This window comes from Siccirubricoccus phaeus, from assembly GCF_008360935.1.
Lineage (GTDB): Bacteria > Pseudomonadota > Alphaproteobacteria > Acetobacterales > Acetobacteraceae > Siccirubricoccus > Siccirubricoccus phaeus.
In genome coordinates this window covers 26,969-42,326 of sequence record NZ_SRXO01000026.1, presented here as the reverse complement: position 1 = coordinate 42,326, position 15,358 = coordinate 26,969, and the positions used below count along the sequence as shown (strand labels likewise).

Genomic DNA, 15,358 nt, shown 5'->3' with positions numbered 1-15,358 from the left:
AGGCCGTGCGAGGCGCCGATCCCGGAGCGATAACGGGGCCCCCGCGGCGTTGCGCAGCAACGGCGCGGGGATTGGCGGCGTGGGGACTATTGCGTCGCCCAGATGATGCGGTGCATCCAGGTGATCTCGGCCAAGTCGAAGGCATAGTCCGGATGCGCGGGGTTCAGGCTGCGCAGCTCGATCCGCCTGGCGGATTGGCGCTTCAGCTCCTTCGCCATCACCTCCCCCTGCTGGGTGCGCACCACCACGCGGTCGCCGCGGCGGATGGGCGCGGCGGGGGAGACGATGACGGTGTCGCCATCGCGGAACACCGGCTCCATGCTCTCGCCGGAAATCTCCAGCGCATAGGCGTTGGGGTCGCCGACATCGGGCAGCGAGATCTCGTCCCAGCCGCCGCCCACCGGATAGCCGCCATCGTCGAAATAGCCGTCGCCACCCGCCTGGGCCAGGCCGATCAGCGGAATCCGGCGGGACGCCGTCTGGCGGCCGTTGCGCGAGAGTGCGGGCACGCCGGTGACGAGGGCGGCGAAATCCTCGAAGCTGGTGCCCGTCGCGCCCAGCACCTTGGCGACGCTTTCGGTGGAGGGCCAGCGGGAGCGGCCATCCGCCCCTACCCGCTTGGAGGGGTTGAAGGCGGTGGCGTCGAGCCCAGCCCGGCGGGCAAGGCCCGAGGCGGAAAGCCCGTGCTCGGCGGCGAGCGCATCCAGGGCACGCCAGATATCCTCATGGTTCACGTCCCGCTCCTCGGTTCAGCGCAATGGGTGGGTGGCCCTAGATATGGGGGCTTGACCTGGGCATAACATCCTAGGTTCGGAGTCGGGGATCAATAGGCGAATTTTCCTTTTTCGTGCTTGCCTTGGGAACAACCCTGGGTTTACGTTCCTGAAACGTTCCACCCTGGCGCGAAGGACAGCCCCCGATGACCACCGCCGCCCGCCCCGGACACGCCCCCGTCCGCAATACACCCAACCGGATGCAGCCCTTCGACACCACGGAAGAGGTCTGGTTCTGGACCATGGCCGCCCTCATCGCCCGGCGCGACGGCGCCCGCATCGTCTCCGGCGCCGGGCTGGTGCAGCGGCCCTGTGAGCCGGACGATGTGGTGAAGGCGCTGGACCGGCTCTACCGCCAGCGGCGGATCGACCTGCAGCATGCCCGCATCCTGCGGATCTGGGGCGAGCGCCAGGCGGCGCCGGACCCGCGCTATGCCAGCGAGAAGGGCGATTGGCGGCTATGGCGGGAGGCGATCTCGCGGCTCGACTGGCCGCTCAGGGTGAAGGGCATCGTCGCCGGCCCGCTGCCGGTGGCGCAGCCGGCGGAGGTGCTGGCCTTCCCGGGCCACCGGCCGTGATCCGGGCACGGCCTTCCCACGGGCGGGCTGTCGGGGCGGCGGGGCAGCGCGTCTACATCGCCTTCGGCGGGGCGGCGGAGCTGCCTTGGCTGCGCCTGCTGCGCCCCGGCTTCCGCCACTGCTTCGCGGCGCTGGAGGAGGCGGGCGGCTGGCTGGTGGCGGACCCGCTCTCCGGCCGGCTGGTGCTGACGCGGCTGGATCTGCCGGCGGGCTTCGACCTGCCGGGCTTCTACCGCCGGGCGGGGCTGACGGTGCTGGGGCCCTTCCAGCCGGGCGGGCCGCGCTGGTCCGTGCTGCCCTCGCTCTGGCCGTTGAATTGCGTCTCGTTCTGCCGGGCGGTGCTGGGGTGTGGGGCGCCCTTCGCGGTGACGCCGCATGGGCTGTATCGGGGGCTGAAGCGTGGGGGCTTCGCCCCCATACCCCCCAGCAGGGGCTCTGCCCCTGCACCCCGCCGGTGGTTGCGGCAGTGCCGGCAACTCCCTCCCCGGACCCCGGTGTAAGTCGGCAGGCTGAACCCACTAGAGCGGGATCGGTTGATCTGCGCTCACCCGCTCCGCTCTAGCTCTTTGTTCGGTCGCGTGATTCACGGTTTCGGTCGATTCGACCTCAAACCGATCACGCTCTAGTCCAAAACTCAGACCGGGGTCCGGGGCCAAGGTCCTGGTCCCGGCGGAGGTGCAGGGTCGCTGGCGCTGCCCGCGACGCCCTCCTGCCGGGGGTTCGGGGGCAGCGCCCCGACACACGCAGCGGCGGAACGGCACGGATGCCGTTCCACCGTTTCTGTGTTTGCAGGAATACCTGCTTATTCACTGCTATGGAATTCCGTCTGGTCCTAAGAATATTTTCTTGACCATCGCAGCATCCTCGGCTAAGAACCTCCTCGTCAACGGGCGAACTGCGCCCGCTGGCCTTCCTCCCGATCCCCTCCCTTGGCGCGGACCCGGCCCTTCCCCGTGAAGGACCGGGTCCGCGCTTTTTTGCGCCCGGGGTCGCGGAGCCCTGCCGACAGGAGAGGATGCGCATGGGTGGCCTGTTCAGTTCCCCGCGGCCGGTGATCGTCCAGCCGACGCCCGCCCCCGCCCCCACTCCCGCGGAGACGATCAGCGCGGCCGAAGCTGCCGCGGCGGATGCCGCCAGCCAAGCGCGCAGCGAGGCCCGCAGCCGCGCCGCCCGCGGCATCGCCGGCACCATCGCCACCTCCGCCCGCGGCGTGCTGGACCCGGCGCCCACCCTGCCCGCCGCCGCCCGCAAATCCCTGCTGGGAGAGTGACCCCGATGGACGCCGAAGCGCTCCTCGCCGGCCATGCCAGCGCCCTCGAACGGCGCCGGCCGGTCGAGCCGATCTGGCAGGCCTGCTACGACTACGTGCTGCCCGCGCCGCAGCACGGCCCCGCTTTGTTCGACGCCACGGCGGCCGATGCGGTGGAGCAGCTCGCCGCCTCCCTGCTGGCGGAGCTGACGCCGCCCTGGTCCCGCTGGTTCGGCCTGGCGCCCGCGCGGCCGTTGCAGGATACCGCCCGCGGCCACGCTGCGGCGCTCGCGCTGGAGGATGCGGCGGATACGCTGCAGCGGCATTTCGACCGCTCCAACTTCGCGATCGAGATGCACCAGGCCTTCCTCGACCTGGTCATCACCGGCACCGGGCTGCTGATGGTGGAGGAAGCGCCGCTCGGCGAGGCCTCCGCCTTCCGCTTCAGCGCGGTGCCGATGCGCATGGCGGTGCTGGAGGAAGGGCCGGATGGCAGGCTTTCCATCGTCTATCGCCAGGCCCGGCTGACCGCCACCGCGCTGCGCCGCCGCTTCCCCGAGGCAGTGCTGCCGCCTGAACTGCTGCGCGAGGCGGCGAATGGCGACACCACCGCCCATCCGGTGCTGGAAGTGGTGCAGCCGGACCGCGGCGGCATAAGCTACCACGCCCTGCTGATCGACGATCCGCTGCGGCCGCTGCCCTTGGCGGAAGGCCGCTTCGCGGAGAATCCCTGCATCGCCTTCCGCTGGATGAAGGTGCCGGGCGAACTCTACGGCCGCGGCCCGGTGATGAAGGCGCTGCCGGATATCCGCACCGCCAACAAGGTGGTGGAGCTGATTCTGAAGAACGCCTCCATCGCCGCGACCGGGATCTGGCAGGCGGAGGATGACGGGGTGCTGAACCCCGCCACCATCAAGCTGGTCCCCGGCGCCATCATCCCGAAGGCACCGGGCAGCGCCGGCCTGACGCCGCTCGCCGCGCCCGGCAATTTCGACGTCTCGCAGCTCGTGCTCGAGGATCTCCGCACCCGCATCCGCGGCGCGCTGCTGGCGGACCGGCTGGGCCCGGCGCAGGACGCGAAGATGACGGCGACCGAGGTGCTGGAACGCAGCGCCCAGACCGCGCGGCTGCTCGGCGCCACTTACGGCCGCTTGCAGACGGAGCTGCTGACGCCGCTCGTCATGCGCTGCCTCGCCATCCTCCGCCGGCGGGGCGAGCTGCCGCCGCTGCTGGTGGCCGATGGGCGGGAGGTCGCGCTGCGCTACGAAAGCCCGCTGGCCCGCGTGCAGGGCCGTGCGGATGCGGCGAATACCCTGCTGTTCCTGGAATCCGTCGGCAAGCTCGGCGGCAGCGCGGCCGCCCAGGTCGATGCCGTCGCCGCCACGCGCTGGCTGGCCCGCACCCTCGGCGCCCCGGCCGAGGTGCTGCTGTCGAGCCCCGCTCAACCCCCTGCCCAACCGGGAGTGACCCCGCATGCCTGAGGATCTGCTGCAGTCGCCGGACCAGTCTTCCGCGCCGGAGGGCAGCGCGCCCGCCCCGCGTCCCGCCCCCACCGATGTGCCGGAGAAATTCCGCGACCCCGAGACCGGCGCGCTGCGCGTCGACGCCCTGCTGAAATCCTACCGCGAGCTGGAGCGCCGCCTCTCCCAGCGCATGGGCCCGCCGGCTGCCGATGCGGCGCCGGAGGACCTGCTGCGCTTCCGCCAGGCCATGGGCATCCCGGACGCGCCGGAGGGCTACAGCATCACCCCGCCGCATGCGCTCTGCTGCTCCGACGACGAGGTGAATGGCCGGCTGCACCAGGCGAATTTCACCCAGGACCAGGCGCAGCTCGTCTACGATCTGGCGGCGGAGCGGCTGCTGCCGCTGATCGCCGAGGCCGCAGCGCAGTACGAGGCCGACCGGCAGCGCGAGAAGCTGATGGCGCATTTCGGCGGCGAGGAGCGGTTCCGCCAGGTGGCGGCGCAGCTTTCCGCCTGGGGCCGCGCGAAGCTGCCGGAGGGCGTCTACGGCGCGCTGGCCAGCACCGCGGATGGCGTGCTCGCCCTGGAGCAGATGATGCGGAAGGAGGAGCCGGGCCTTAGCCGGGATGCCGCGCCGCAGACCGCCGAGAGCGAGAGCGAGCTGCGCGCCATGATGCGCGACCCGCGCTACTGGCGGCAGCGGGACCCGGCCTTCGTCCGCCGCGTGACCGAGGGCTTCCGCCGCCTGGTCGGCAACTGAGCCGAGGCCTGATGTCCCGCTTCCGAAGTTCGCCGTTGGCGCGGCGCCCTTCGGATCGGGCACCAGCCTTTGTTTGAGGGTCCTGCTTATCTGCTCCTTCGCTGCCATGGCAGCGAAGGAGCGGGCAGGGCACCAGGCCCCCACCCTCTCCGGCAGGGCTGGAGTGCGCGCTGCCCCCTCCCCCACAGCGCCCTCGCCCTGCCGCGGGCGCCCGCCGCCTTCCTCGCGGCGCGGCGCCCGGGGGCGGGCGGATGCCCGGCCGCGCCGAGGCGCGCCCTGCCGACGCAGGCGCCACCCGCCTCGCGTGACGCGGCCGTTGTCGCATCGCCCGCCCCCTCCCTTCACGGCCATGACCAACCCGCAAGGCGCCGCGCCGTGCGGGCCATGGCCGCGCGCAGCCGTCCGGCCCGCGAACGCGGCCAACCGTGGCGGCGGCGCTTCCGCCCCCATCGTGAAAGGAAGGACACATGTCCGCTTCCATCGACCAGGCCTTCATCAAGCAATACGAAGCCGAGGTGCAGGAGGCCTATCAGCGTCACGGCAGCAAGCTGCGCCCCAGCGTGCGCAGCAAATCCGATGTCCGCGGCGCCTCCACCATCTTCCAGAAGGTGGGCAAGGGCACCGCGGCGGCGAAGGCCCGCAACGGCGTGGTGCCGGTGATGAACATCGACCACACCGCCGTCGAATGCTTCCTGCAGGACTACTACGCCGGCGACTGGATCGACCGGCTGGACGAGCTGAAGACCAACATCGATGAGCGCGCCGTGGTGGCGAATGCCGGGGCCTATGCGCTGGGCCGCAAGACGGACGAGCTGATCATCGCCGCGCTGGACAGCGGCACGGTCGAGGCGATCGGCACCAACAGCGGCGAGACCGACAATGACGGCCTGACCCGCGCCAAGGTGCTGCTGGCCTTCCAGGCGCTGGGCAATGCGGACGTGCCGGATGATGGCAACCGCTTCGCGGTGGTCGGCTGGAAGCAGTGGAGCGAGCTGCTGACCATCCAGGAATTCGCCAATGCCGATTATATCGGTCCGGACGAGCTGCCCTGGAAGGGCACCCAGGCGAAGCGCTGGCTGGGCGCCACCTGGATGCCGCATAGCGGCCTGACCCTGAGCGGCACGCTGCGCTACTGCTACTTCTACCACAAGAGCGCGGTCGGCCACGCCGTGGCGTCCGAGATCACCACGGACGTCACCTGGCATGGCGACCGCGCTGCGCATTTCGTCAACACCATGATGAGCCAGGGCGCGGTGCTGGTGGACAACACCGGCGTCGTGCGCATGCGCGCGAAAGAGTAGTTGCGGATGCGCGCCAAGGAATAGTTCGCGCGGCCTGGCCACCCCCACCCAACCCTCCCCCGCCAGCGGGGGAGGGCTTGCCGCACTCCCTCCCCCGCAATGCGGGGGAGGGTCGGGGTGGGGGTGGGCCCTTCCTTTTCCACCTCCCGCCTGCCCGGAGCCCCAAATGGCCCTTTCCGCCCTCGCGCTCTGCTCGCGCGCGCTGCTGAAGATCGGCGCACAGCCGATCGCCTCGCTCGATGAAGGCACCGCCGAGGCCGAGGTGGCGGCGAATCTCTACCCGGCTGTGCGCGACGCCCTGCTCTCCCTCTTCCCGTGGAGCTTCGCGACCGCCCAGGCCGCCCTGCCGCGGCTCTCCGCCCGGCCGACCGCGGATTTCGACCACGCCTTCCAGCTCCCCGTGGATTTCCTCCGCGCCCTCTCCGCCGGCACGCCGAATAGCGGCCGCGGCCTGGTCTACCGCATCCTGGAGGACCGGCTGCATTGCAGCGCGGAGCAGGTCATCCTCTCCTACATCTTCCGCCCGGTGGAGGCCGCCTTCCCGCCCTTCTTCGCCGCCGCGCTGGCCACGCGCCTTGCCGCCGAATTCTGCATCCCGCTGACCGAGAACACCTCCCGCGCCCAGCTTCTGCTGAACCAGGCGGAGGCGGAGCTCCGCAGCGCGCGCCAGGCGGACAGCCAGCAGGCGACGCCGCGCGGCATCGAGGATTTCCCGCTGCTGAATGCGCGGGGCTGAGATGGCCCAGTCCCGCATCCTGAAGACCAGCTTCGCCGCCGGCGAGGTGGCGCCCGAACTGCTCGGCCGGCCGGATCTGCGCGCCTGGGCCAATGGCGCGCGCAGGCTGCGCAACGTCTTCATCCAGCCCACGGGCGGCGTCACCCGCCGCCCCGGGCTGCGCCATGTGATGACCCTCCCCGGCCCTGCCCGGCTGATCCCCTTCGAGTTCAACACCGAGCAGACCTACCTGCTGGTGCTGACCGCGGGTCAGCTACGGGTCTTCATTAATGACGACCAGGTGGCGCAGATCAGCGGCCCCTGGACAGCGGCGATGCTGCCGCAGCTCGCCTTCACCCAAAGCGCGGACACGCTGCTGCTCTGCCATCCGGACATGGTGCCGCAGAAGGTGACGCGCAGCAGCCATACAAGCTGGAGCGTGACGGCCTGGAGCTTCCTCTACGAGCCCTTCTTCCGCTTCAGCGACATCGCGACGACACTGACGCCTTCCGGCACCAGCGGCAGCGTAGCGCTGACCGCCTCCGCCGCCGCCTTCCTGCCTGGTCATGTCGGCACGCGCTTCCGCCTCGGCGGCAAGCGGGTGCTGGTCACCGCCGTCGCCACCGCCACCTCCGCGACGGCCTCGGTGGAGGAAGTGCTCCCCGGCACCGCGGCGACCGCGGATTGGGACGAGGCCTCCTTCTCCGCCGTGCGCGGCTGGCCGGTCTGCCTCTGCTTCCACCAGGACCGGCTGGTGATCGGCGGTTCGCGGGATCTGCCGAACCGGCTCTGGCTCTCGCGCTCCGGCGATCTCTTCAACTTCGACACCGGCACCGGGCTCGACGACCAGTCCATCGCCTTCGGCCTGGTTTCCGACCAGGTGAATGCAATCCGCGGCGTCTTCTCCGGCCTGCACCTCCAGGTCTTCACCTCCGGCGCGGAGTGGATGGTCAGCGGCGCGCCGCTCACCCCCGCCTCCATCCAGCTCAACCGGCAGACGCGGGTCGGCTCGCCGGTGGCGCGGATGATCGCGCCGGTGGATGTCGATGGTTCCACCATCTTCGTCTCCCGCAGCGGCCGCGGCGTCTATGAGTTCACCTACACGGACCTGCAGCAGGTCTATCAGGCGAATGACCTGGCGCTGGCGGCGCAGCACCTGGTCCGCGACCCGGTGGCGATGTGCTACGACCAGATTCGCCGGTTGCTGCACGTGGCGATGGCCGATGGCGGCCTCGCCACGCTCACGCTCTACCGCGCCGAGGAAGTCACCGCCTGGACGCGGCAGGAGACGGACGGGCTGTTCCTTGCCCTGGCCGAGATCGAAGGCACCGTCTGGGCGGTGGTGGAGCGCGGCGGCACGCATCGGCTGGAACGCTTCGACCCGGCTCTGGCGCTGGATGCGGCGCTCACCGGCAGCAGCGCCACGCCGCAGGAAAGCTGGTCCGGGCTCGGCCATCTGGATGGCCGCACCGTCGGCATCCTGGCAGATGGTGCGCCGCGCGAGTCCGCCCTGGTCTCGAACGGCGCCGTCACCATCGACCCTGGCGCGCTGACCCTGCAGGCCGGCCTCGCCTTCAGCCATGTGATCGAGCCGCTGCCGCCCGACCTCGCCACCGTCACCGGCGTCAAGGCGGCGCCGCTGCGGCTGGTCTCCGTCACCTTCCGGCTGCTGGACAGCGCGGCGCTCTCGGTCGATCTCGGCCGCGGCAGCACGCCGGTTTCCTTCCGCCGGCTCGGCACGCCACTGCTGGATGCCGCGCCGCAACGCTTCACCGGCGATGTGCAGCTCCGCGCCATCGGCTGGAAGCGGGACGCGCTCGCGCCGCTCTGGCGGATCGAGGATGCGACGCCGCTGCCGATGACGCTGCTTTCCGTCACCACCGAGACGAGGATCACCGACTGATGGCTTCTCTCGCCTCGCTCGCCACCGTGCTCGGTGCGGGCGCTACCGTCTACGGCACCGTGCGTCAGCAGCAGTCGCAGCAGGCGACGGCGCGGGCGCAGGCGCAGATCGCCCAGCAGCAGCAGGCGGCCCGGCAGCAGGAGCTGGCGGTGCAGCAGGAGGAGCAGACGCGCCGGCGCCAGCAGGATCTGGCCCGCACCGTCGCCGCCACCCGCGCCCGGCTGGCGGCGAGCGGGCCGCAGCCGGATGAAGGCTCCGCCGCCGCCGTCACCGGCGGGCTGCAGCAGGATGCCGCCGCCGCCCAGGCAGCGGATGAGGAGGCCTACCAGGCGCAGCTCGCCCGGGGCCGCGCCAGCCTGTTGCAGCCGGACGGCACCCTCACCACGCTGCTGCGCAGCGGCCGCACCCTCGGCAGCGCCGCGCGCAGCCTGCTGGATTGACCCATGGCGCCCCGGCGCGCCTCCCCGCCGGGAGGCGCCGGCGCCCCCTGACCAGGCGCAGCCCCACACGGCCACGCCTGCGCCGCAACCGAGATATCGGAGCCCGACATGGCCGAGCACATCAAGATCGGCGACGTCGCGCCACGCGTGCAGTACGTGGCGGACGGCGTCCAGACCAGCTTCACCTACCCTTTCCCGATCTTCGCCGAGACCGACCTCGAGCTGCGGGTGGACGGGCTGGTGCAGGGCTACGGCTTCGCCGTGACCGGCGCGGGGGAAAGCACCGGCGGCACGGTGGAATTCCCCGAGCCGCCGCGTGCCGGCGCGGTGCTGACGCTGCGACGCAACCTGGCCGTGGAGCGCATCACGGATTTCCAGGAGAATGGCATCCTCCGCGCCCGCACGCTGAATGATGAGCTGGACTACCAGATCGCCGCGCTGCAGGAGGTGAAGGCACAGATGGCCAATGCCATCCAGCTCGACCCCTCCGATATCGGCGGGGTGACGACGGTGCCGCTGCGCGGCGGGCGGGTGAACAAGCTGCTGGGCTTCGACAGCATCGGCAACCTGACGGTGTTCGACCGCGGCGAGGGCACGATCAGCGTGCCCTTCCCGGATGGCGTGCCGCGCACCGTGGAGGACAAGCTGGCGGAGCGCCTCTCCGCCCGCGATTTCGCCGCCACCGGCGACGGCGTGACGGATGACGGCCCCTCCCTGCAAGCCGCGATGAACGCCGCGGCGGCCAGCGGCAAGCTGCTGGAGGTGGGGGAGGGCGTCTTCCGCACCACCCTGCCGCTGCTGCTGCCGGGGGCGGCGGCCGGCATCCAGATGCGCGGCACCATCCTCTATGCCGGGCCGGGCGGGCAGGCGGCGCTCACCCTCGGCGACGGCGGCGAGGTCAACAACCAGCGCAAGAGCTATCTCGGCCTCGCCGTCTATCGCTCGCTGCAAAGCGACTGGATCGACGAGGCAGATGTCGGCATCCGCATCCGCAACATCGATGCCTGCCAGGTGGAGATCCGCCGGGCGGAGCGCTTCACCATCGGCGTGCAGCTCCTCGGCGACCAGCGCGGCTGCGAGGACAGCGACCTGCGCTACGGCCGCATCATCGACAACCGCATCGGCCTCGATCTGCGCACGGCGACCGCTGCCGCCTGGATGAATTCGCTGCGGCATGCCGGCGGGCATTTCGCCTGCTCCTCCGGCACCAACCCGGGCATGGGCCGCTTCGGCGTGCGGCTTTCCGCCGCCGAGGGCGCCTACCGGCTGCACAACGCGCATCTCTTCACCGGCCCGGCCTTCGAGCTGCAACGCCAGGGCACGCCCGGCACCGTGGACGCCATCCCCTTCCTGGTGGAGGTGGATGGCCGCGGGCTGATCGCGCAGGGCGTGCGGATGGAAGCCTGCTCCCCCTTCGTCGCGCGGCATACCGCCGGCTTCTCGGATGCGCGCTACGAGGTGGCCTATGTCGGCACCTATGGCTTCACCGGCTGCGCGGTGCATTATGCCGGCACGGCGACGCGCGCCGGCGGCACGGTGCTGCCGCTGCACCAGGCGGCGGCGGCGCTCGGCAGCCCGCGGCTGGTGGCGGAGGCGGCGAATGTCCGCAGCCGCGCCTTCCGCTGGGACAGCGCCTCCACCGGCTTCGAGGGGCTGGCGGTGCTCTCCGGCAACCCTGCCGGGCCGCCGACCGACCTGACGGGCTTCTGCTTTCCCGGCCTCTCCTCCGTCACGCTGAACGCCAATACCGTGACGCTGCCGACCAGCCGGGCGCTGGCCTTCGTGGTGGACTGCACCACCTGCAAGGAGTTCTTCCTGGCGGCGGAGGGCAGCGGCTTGCGGCCCATGGCCATGCAGTTCGACGCGGCGGAGAACGTGCTGGACAACAGCGCCCCCGTGCTGTGGTCCAACATGAACACCGCCTGGCAAGGCCCGCCCTCCTACTGGTGGGAAGGCAATGCGGATCTGGACAGCCTGACGGGCGGCGTCGCGCTCAACCGGCTGCAGCGCGTCACGCTGCATGCCAGTGCCGCCTTCGCGGTCATCGGCGTGCGCGGCGGCAATGCCGCCTCCGTGCTGAAATCGCTGCGGCTCTACGCGCCGGCGACGGAAGCGCCGCAGGTGCTGGCCGGCGCCGGCCGGCTCTGGGGCACGCGGGAGCTGACGGCCTCGCTGGCCTATGACCCGCCGGAGCTCGCGGCCGGCGCCGTCGCCATCCAGGCGGTGACGATGCCCTATGTGCAGAACGGCGATTTCGTGCAGGCGAGCTTCACCGGCCAGGCCTCCGCCTTCGTCGAATGGACCGCCGCCATCACCACCACCGGCGCCACCGGCACGGTGACGGCGCGGGCCACCAACCGCCACCCCTCGAACCCGATCGACCTCGATGCGGGGACGCTCTTCGTCCGCGCCGCGAAGCCGCGGCTCTGACGCCGATGGCAGGCAAGCGCAGGGCGAAGATCGATCTGGATTTCGTCGCATCCGCCCGGCTGATCCTCGCGGACTATCACCGCTTCATGTCCGCCGACCCGGCCACGCAGGAAGATGGCGCGAGCAAGCTCTTCGCCGGGCGCCACACCGCCGGCAAGGCCGCGCTCTCGCATCTCGAGCAATTGCTGAAGCTGGCCGCCGGGCAGGCGGACGAGGCGCAGCTCCAGGAGATCGGGGAATCGCTGGCGAAGTACCGCTCTTTCATGGCCGCGGAGATGAAGGAGGAATCCGAAACCGATGACCCAGGGGACGGAGCCTGACTTCCTGGAATTCGTCTGGATCTGGAATCACGTCCAGAACCAGACCACGCCGGCCCCGCATCGCCGCATCGCCCGCTGGCTGCAACTGCGGTGGGAGACGGGCGACCGGCGGCTGCTGCTGATGGCCTTCCGCGGCTGCGGCAAATCCACGCTCACCGGGCTCTATTGCGCCTGGCGGCTGCTGCGGGCGCCGGAGACGCGCATCCTGGTGCTGGCGGCGGACCAGCCCCTGGCGGTGAAGATGGTGGCGCAGGTCCGGCGCATCCTGGAACGTCACCCCTTATGTCGCCCGTTGCTGCCGGAAGGCGCGGAAAACTGGGCGATGGACCGCTTCACCGTGGCGCGGGATGCCGTGCTGCGGGACCCGTCCATGCTGGCCCAGGGGCTGGGCGGCAACATCACCGGCGCACGCGCCGACCTCGTCATCTGCGACGATGTCGAGGTGGCGGGCAATTGCGACACGCCGGCGAAGCGAGAGGAGTTGCGGGCGCGGCTGGCCGAGGTGGAGTTCGTGCTCGTCCCCGGCGGCACCGTGCTCTACATCGGCACGCCGCATTGCGCGGAAACGCTCTATTTGCATCCCTCGCAGGGGGAGGCGTTTCTCGCCGGCTATCGGCGCTTCACCCTGCCGCTGCTGGATGCGGCAGGGAACAGCGCCTGGCCGGAGCGCTTCGACGCGGCGGCGATCGAGGCGCTGCGCAGCCGCGTCGGCCCGCATCGCTTCGCGCGGCAGATGTTGCTGCAGGCGGTCGCCGAGGCGGCGCTGCGGCTCGATCCCGCCTTGCTCATCCGCTATGCGGAGGAGCCGGAGTACCGGGAGGCGAGCGGGCGGGCGCAATTGCTGCTACTCGGGCGGCGGCTGGTCTCGGGGGGCGGGTTCTGGGACCCGGCCTTCGGGCGGCCGCCGGCGCGTGGCGTTTCCGGCGACGGCTCCGTGCTGGCGGCCACCTATGCGGATGGGGAGGGCAACCACTTCCTCCACCGCATCCAGTGGCTGACGCATGACCCGGATGCCGCCATCGACCCGGCGACGCAGCAATGCCGCGCCGTGGCCAGCCTGGCGCGGGAGTTGCTGCTGCCGGTGGTACGCGTCGAGACCAACGGCCTCGGGCGGTTCCTGCCGGCGCTGCTGCGGCGGGAGCTGGCGCGGGCCGGGGCGCCTTGCACGGTGATCGAGCACACCAGCCGGCGGGCCAAGGTGGAGCGGATCCTCTCCGCACTGGAACCGGCGCTGGCGGCGCGGCGGCTGCATGCGCATGAAGCCGTGTTCCGCACGCCCTTTCCGGCGGAAATGGCGGCGTGGCGGCCCGACGCCGCCGGCAACCGGGACGATGCGCTGGACGCGCTGGCGGGGTGCCTGCTGGCGGAGCCGGTGCGGCTGCCGGCAGTCGTGCCGGCGGTACGCGGCCAGGGGTGGCACGGAGGCTAGAGCGTGATCGGTTGAGGTCGAATCGACCGAAACCGTGAATCACGCGACCGAACAAAGAGCTAGAGCGGGGCGGGTGAGCGCAGCCCAACCGATCCCGCTCTAGGTCGAGAGGGGCTCCGCCCCTCTCTCGCATCGGACGCAGTGCGTCCGATCCGCCAAAGGCCGAAGGGCCTTTGGAAACCACCAGTCTCAGGCGCGACGGTCGAAACGCCAAACTCAAGGGTTCCAAGGGCCCTTCGGCCCTTTGCGGGTGGGGTTGGGCGCACTGCGCCCAACGAGGAGGGCAGGGCCCTCCCTCAACCCGCTCGGCGCAGAATCTCGCTCCGGTGCCGCGCCACGCCTTCTTCCGTCAGCTCGTACCGCCCATCCGGCCGCTGCGCCGCCAGCCCCATCCCCTGCAGCCGCCGCAGGCAAGGCCCGTCCTTCAGCCCCGCCGGCCGTCCCACCGCGCCGACCAGGGTCAGCCGGTGCAGGGCCGACCGGCAGCAGGTCTCCAGATAGGGCTCGTTCCATTCGATCAAATCACCGCCCCTCCTTCGGCCTGAAGGGTGGGCGGCCCCCCCACCCGCTTCAAGGAGGCAGCGAGGAGCCCCCATGCCGTTCGAAACCACCTGGTGGATCACCGCCGTGGAGGCGCCGATCGTCGCCGCGCTGTTCTACATGATCCTCGGCCTGCGGCGGGACATGCATGACCGCATCGACCGCAGCGACCAGCGCGAGACCGAGGCGGTGACCCGCACCCGCGACGACCTGGCGGAATTCAAGCTGGAAGTCGCGCGCAATTACGTCCCGCTCTCCCTCATCCGCGACGTGGACCGGCGCCTTTCCCAGCATCTGCTGCGCATCGAGGAGAAGATCGAGGAAGTGAAGCGGTTGGGCGCCCCCCTGGGCCAGCCCATGCCCCGGCTGCGCGACCGCAGCCATGCCGAGGAGGACGAGGCATGACCGGCGCCGATATCCTCGCCCTCACCCTCCGCGCCGAGGCCGGCAGCAAGCCGGTCCGCGCCATCGAGGCGTTGGCGGCGCTGGCGGTGAACCGCGCCCGGCTGGCCGCGGCGGATGCCACGGCGGCCGCGCGCTACGCCCCGGGTGCGGCGCCGGGCCTCGGCCTGGCGCCGATGCTGGCCCTGGTCTGCCGCGCGCCCTTCCTGTTCGGCTGCTGGATGCCGAAGCACCCGCGACGCAAGGCGCTGCTGAACGCCATGCTCTCGGGCGAGGCGGATGCGGCGCTGGAGACCTGCCGCCGCGTCGCCGCCCGCGCCGCGGCCGGCGTGCTGGGCGACCCGACCGGCGGCGCCACCCATTGGCACCTGGCGGAGGAACTGCCGGGCTGGGCCGTCGGGCTGGTACCAACGGCCGAGATCGGCGGCTTCATCTTCTACCGGCTGCCGGCGGGCTGAGCGCCGGTCTCAGCGCCGCGCGCCGGCCGCGCGCAGCACCGCCAGGGCCAGCGCGGTCTTCACCAGCGTCCCCGGCAGGAACAGCAGGAAGCCGGCCATCCAGGCCCGCTCCAGCCCGGTGAAGCCGGCGAGCCAGAGCACGCCGGGCAGGAACAGGGCCAGATGCGCCAGCGTCAGCAGCGCCGCCTGGCGCCAGAGCCCGCTGCCCCGCGCCGCCAGCCCGGCGATCCAGGCGGCCGGCAGGAAGCCCAGCAGGTAGCCCGCCGTCGGCCCCAGCAGCACGGCCGGCCCGGCCTTCGCCCCGGCGAAGACCGGCAGGCCCAGCGCCCCCTCCAGCAGATAGAGCGCGACCGCCGCGAGGCCCAGCCGCCCGCCGCCCAGCGCCCCCAGCAGCAGCACGGCAAGGCTCTGCAGCGTCGCCGGCACCGGCCAGAAGGGCAGGCTGACCTGGGCGCTGGCCGCCAGCACGGCAGAGCCGAGCAGGGCGAAGCCCCAGAAACGGACAGCGCTGCGGGGGTTGGCAAGGGCGAGGGTCATGCATCGGCCTCGATGTTGGTTGGATGTCATCGCCTCTCCCATGCCGGCCGGACCGCGGCA

17 protein-coding genes are annotated in these 15,358 nt (G+C 71.6%); 14 read left to right on the top strand and 3 right to left on the bottom strand.

Translation table 11 applies throughout. The features are described from left to right. Nucleotides 1-86: 86 nt before the first annotated feature. Complete coding sequence (locus E5N76_RS25445) at nt 87-734, bottom strand: S24 family peptidase (RefSeq protein ID WP_149540465.1); 648 nt, start codon at nt 732-734, stop codon at nt 87-89. Nucleotides 735-919: 185 nt separating this feature from the next. Here E5N76_RS25445 and E5N76_RS25440 point away from each other — a divergent pair, with 185 nt between their 5' ends. The 12 genes from E5N76_RS25440 (at nt 920) to terL (ending at nt 13,361) form a co-directional block, all read left to right on the top strand. Next, nucleotides 920-1,351: a hypothetical protein gene (locus E5N76_RS25440; protein WP_149540463.1), complete on the top strand. Its 432-nt coding sequence runs from the start codon at nt 920-922 to the stop codon at nt 1,349-1,351. Further along, complete coding sequence (locus tag E5N76_RS25435) at nt 1,348-1,851, top strand: hypothetical protein (protein ID WP_187830396.1); 504 nt, start codon at nt 1,348-1,350, stop codon at nt 1,849-1,851. Before E5N76_RS25440 ends, E5N76_RS25435 begins: the two co-directional genes overlap by 4 nt. Before the next feature lie 521 nt (nt 1,852-2,372). Next, nucleotides 2,373-2,621, top strand: a complete 249-nt coding sequence (locus tag E5N76_RS25430) for a hypothetical protein (RefSeq protein WP_149540461.1) — start codon at nt 2,373-2,375, stop codon at nt 2,619-2,621. A gap of 5 nt (nt 2,622-2,626) precedes the next feature. Then, entirely contained in the window at nt 2,627-4,081 is a 1,455-nt protein-coding gene (locus E5N76_RS25425; protein ID WP_149540460.1) for a portal protein, read from the top strand. Continuing rightward, nucleotides 4,074-4,823: a capsid assembly protein gene (locus E5N76_RS25420; protein ID WP_149540458.1), complete on the top strand. Its 750-nt coding sequence runs from the start codon at nt 4,074-4,076 to the stop codon at nt 4,821-4,823. Before E5N76_RS25425 ends, E5N76_RS25420 begins: the two co-directional genes overlap by 8 nt. 467 nt (nt 4,824-5,290) lie before the next feature. Next, entirely contained in the window at nt 5,291-6,124 is an 834-nt protein-coding gene (locus E5N76_RS25415) for a phage capsid protein (RefSeq protein ID WP_149540456.1), read from the top strand. A gap of 166 nt (nt 6,125-6,290) precedes the next feature. Next, nucleotides 6,291-6,860 carry a hypothetical protein gene (locus E5N76_RS25410; RefSeq protein ID WP_149540454.1) on the top strand — a complete coding sequence of 190 codons (570 nt, stop codon included), beginning with the start codon at nt 6,291-6,293 and terminating at the stop codon, nt 6,858-6,860. A gap of 1 nt (nt 6,861) precedes the next feature. Beyond that, nucleotides 6,862-8,742, top strand: a complete 1,881-nt coding sequence (locus tag E5N76_RS25405; RefSeq protein ID WP_149540452.1) for a phage tail protein — start codon at nt 6,862-6,864, stop codon at nt 8,740-8,742. Continuing rightward, nucleotides 8,742-9,182, top strand: coding sequence for a hypothetical protein (locus E5N76_RS25400; RefSeq protein ID WP_149540450.1), 441 nt, complete (start codon nt 8,742-8,744; stop codon nt 9,180-9,182). Before E5N76_RS25405 ends, E5N76_RS25400 begins: the two co-directional genes overlap by 1 nt. A gap of 108 nt (nt 9,183-9,290) precedes the next feature. Continuing rightward, nucleotides 9,291-11,612 (top strand): hydrolase, encoded by a 2,322-nt coding sequence (locus tag E5N76_RS25395; protein WP_149540448.1) that lies wholly within the window; start codon nt 9,291-9,293, stop codon nt 11,610-11,612. A gap of 5 nt (nt 11,613-11,617) precedes the next feature. Further along, on the top strand, nt 11,618-11,932 hold the full coding sequence (locus E5N76_RS25390) for a hypothetical protein (RefSeq protein ID WP_149540446.1): 315 nt from the start codon (nt 11,618-11,620) through the stop codon (nt 11,930-11,932). Continuing rightward, the gene (terL, locus tag E5N76_RS25385) at nt 11,910-13,361 is read left to right on the top strand and encodes a phage terminase large subunit (protein ID WP_149540444.1); all 1,452 of its coding nucleotides are present in this window, start codon (nt 11,910-11,912) and stop codon (nt 13,359-13,361) included. The genes E5N76_RS25390 and terL overlap by 23 nt, the downstream gene beginning before the upstream one ends. A 296-nt stretch (nt 13,362-13,657) precedes the next feature. Here the strand turns inward: terL and E5N76_RS25380 are convergent, their stop codons facing one another. Further along, entirely contained in the window at nt 13,658-13,882 is a 225-nt protein-coding gene (locus E5N76_RS25380; protein WP_187830395.1) for a hypothetical protein, read from the bottom strand. A gap of 73 nt (nt 13,883-13,955) precedes the next feature. On the opposite strand from E5N76_RS25380, the gene E5N76_RS25375 reads away from it, so the two are divergent. Then, on the top strand, nt 13,956-14,306 hold the full coding sequence (locus tag E5N76_RS25375) for a hypothetical protein (RefSeq protein ID WP_149540442.1): 351 nt from the start codon (nt 13,956-13,958) through the stop codon (nt 14,304-14,306). Next, on the top strand, nt 14,303-14,761 hold the full coding sequence (locus E5N76_RS25370) for a cell wall hydrolase (protein WP_149540440.1): 459 nt from the start codon (nt 14,303-14,305) through the stop codon (nt 14,759-14,761). The genes E5N76_RS25375 and E5N76_RS25370 overlap by 4 nt, the downstream gene beginning before the upstream one ends. Nucleotides 14,762-14,770: 9 nt before the next feature. Here the strand turns inward: E5N76_RS25370 and E5N76_RS25365 are convergent, their stop codons facing one another. Continuing rightward, a complete protein-coding gene (locus E5N76_RS25365; RefSeq protein ID WP_149540438.1) occupies nt 14,771-15,298 on the bottom strand; it encodes a biotin transporter BioY in 528 nt (175 codons plus the stop codon). Nucleotides 15,299-15,358 lie beyond the last annotated feature (60 nt).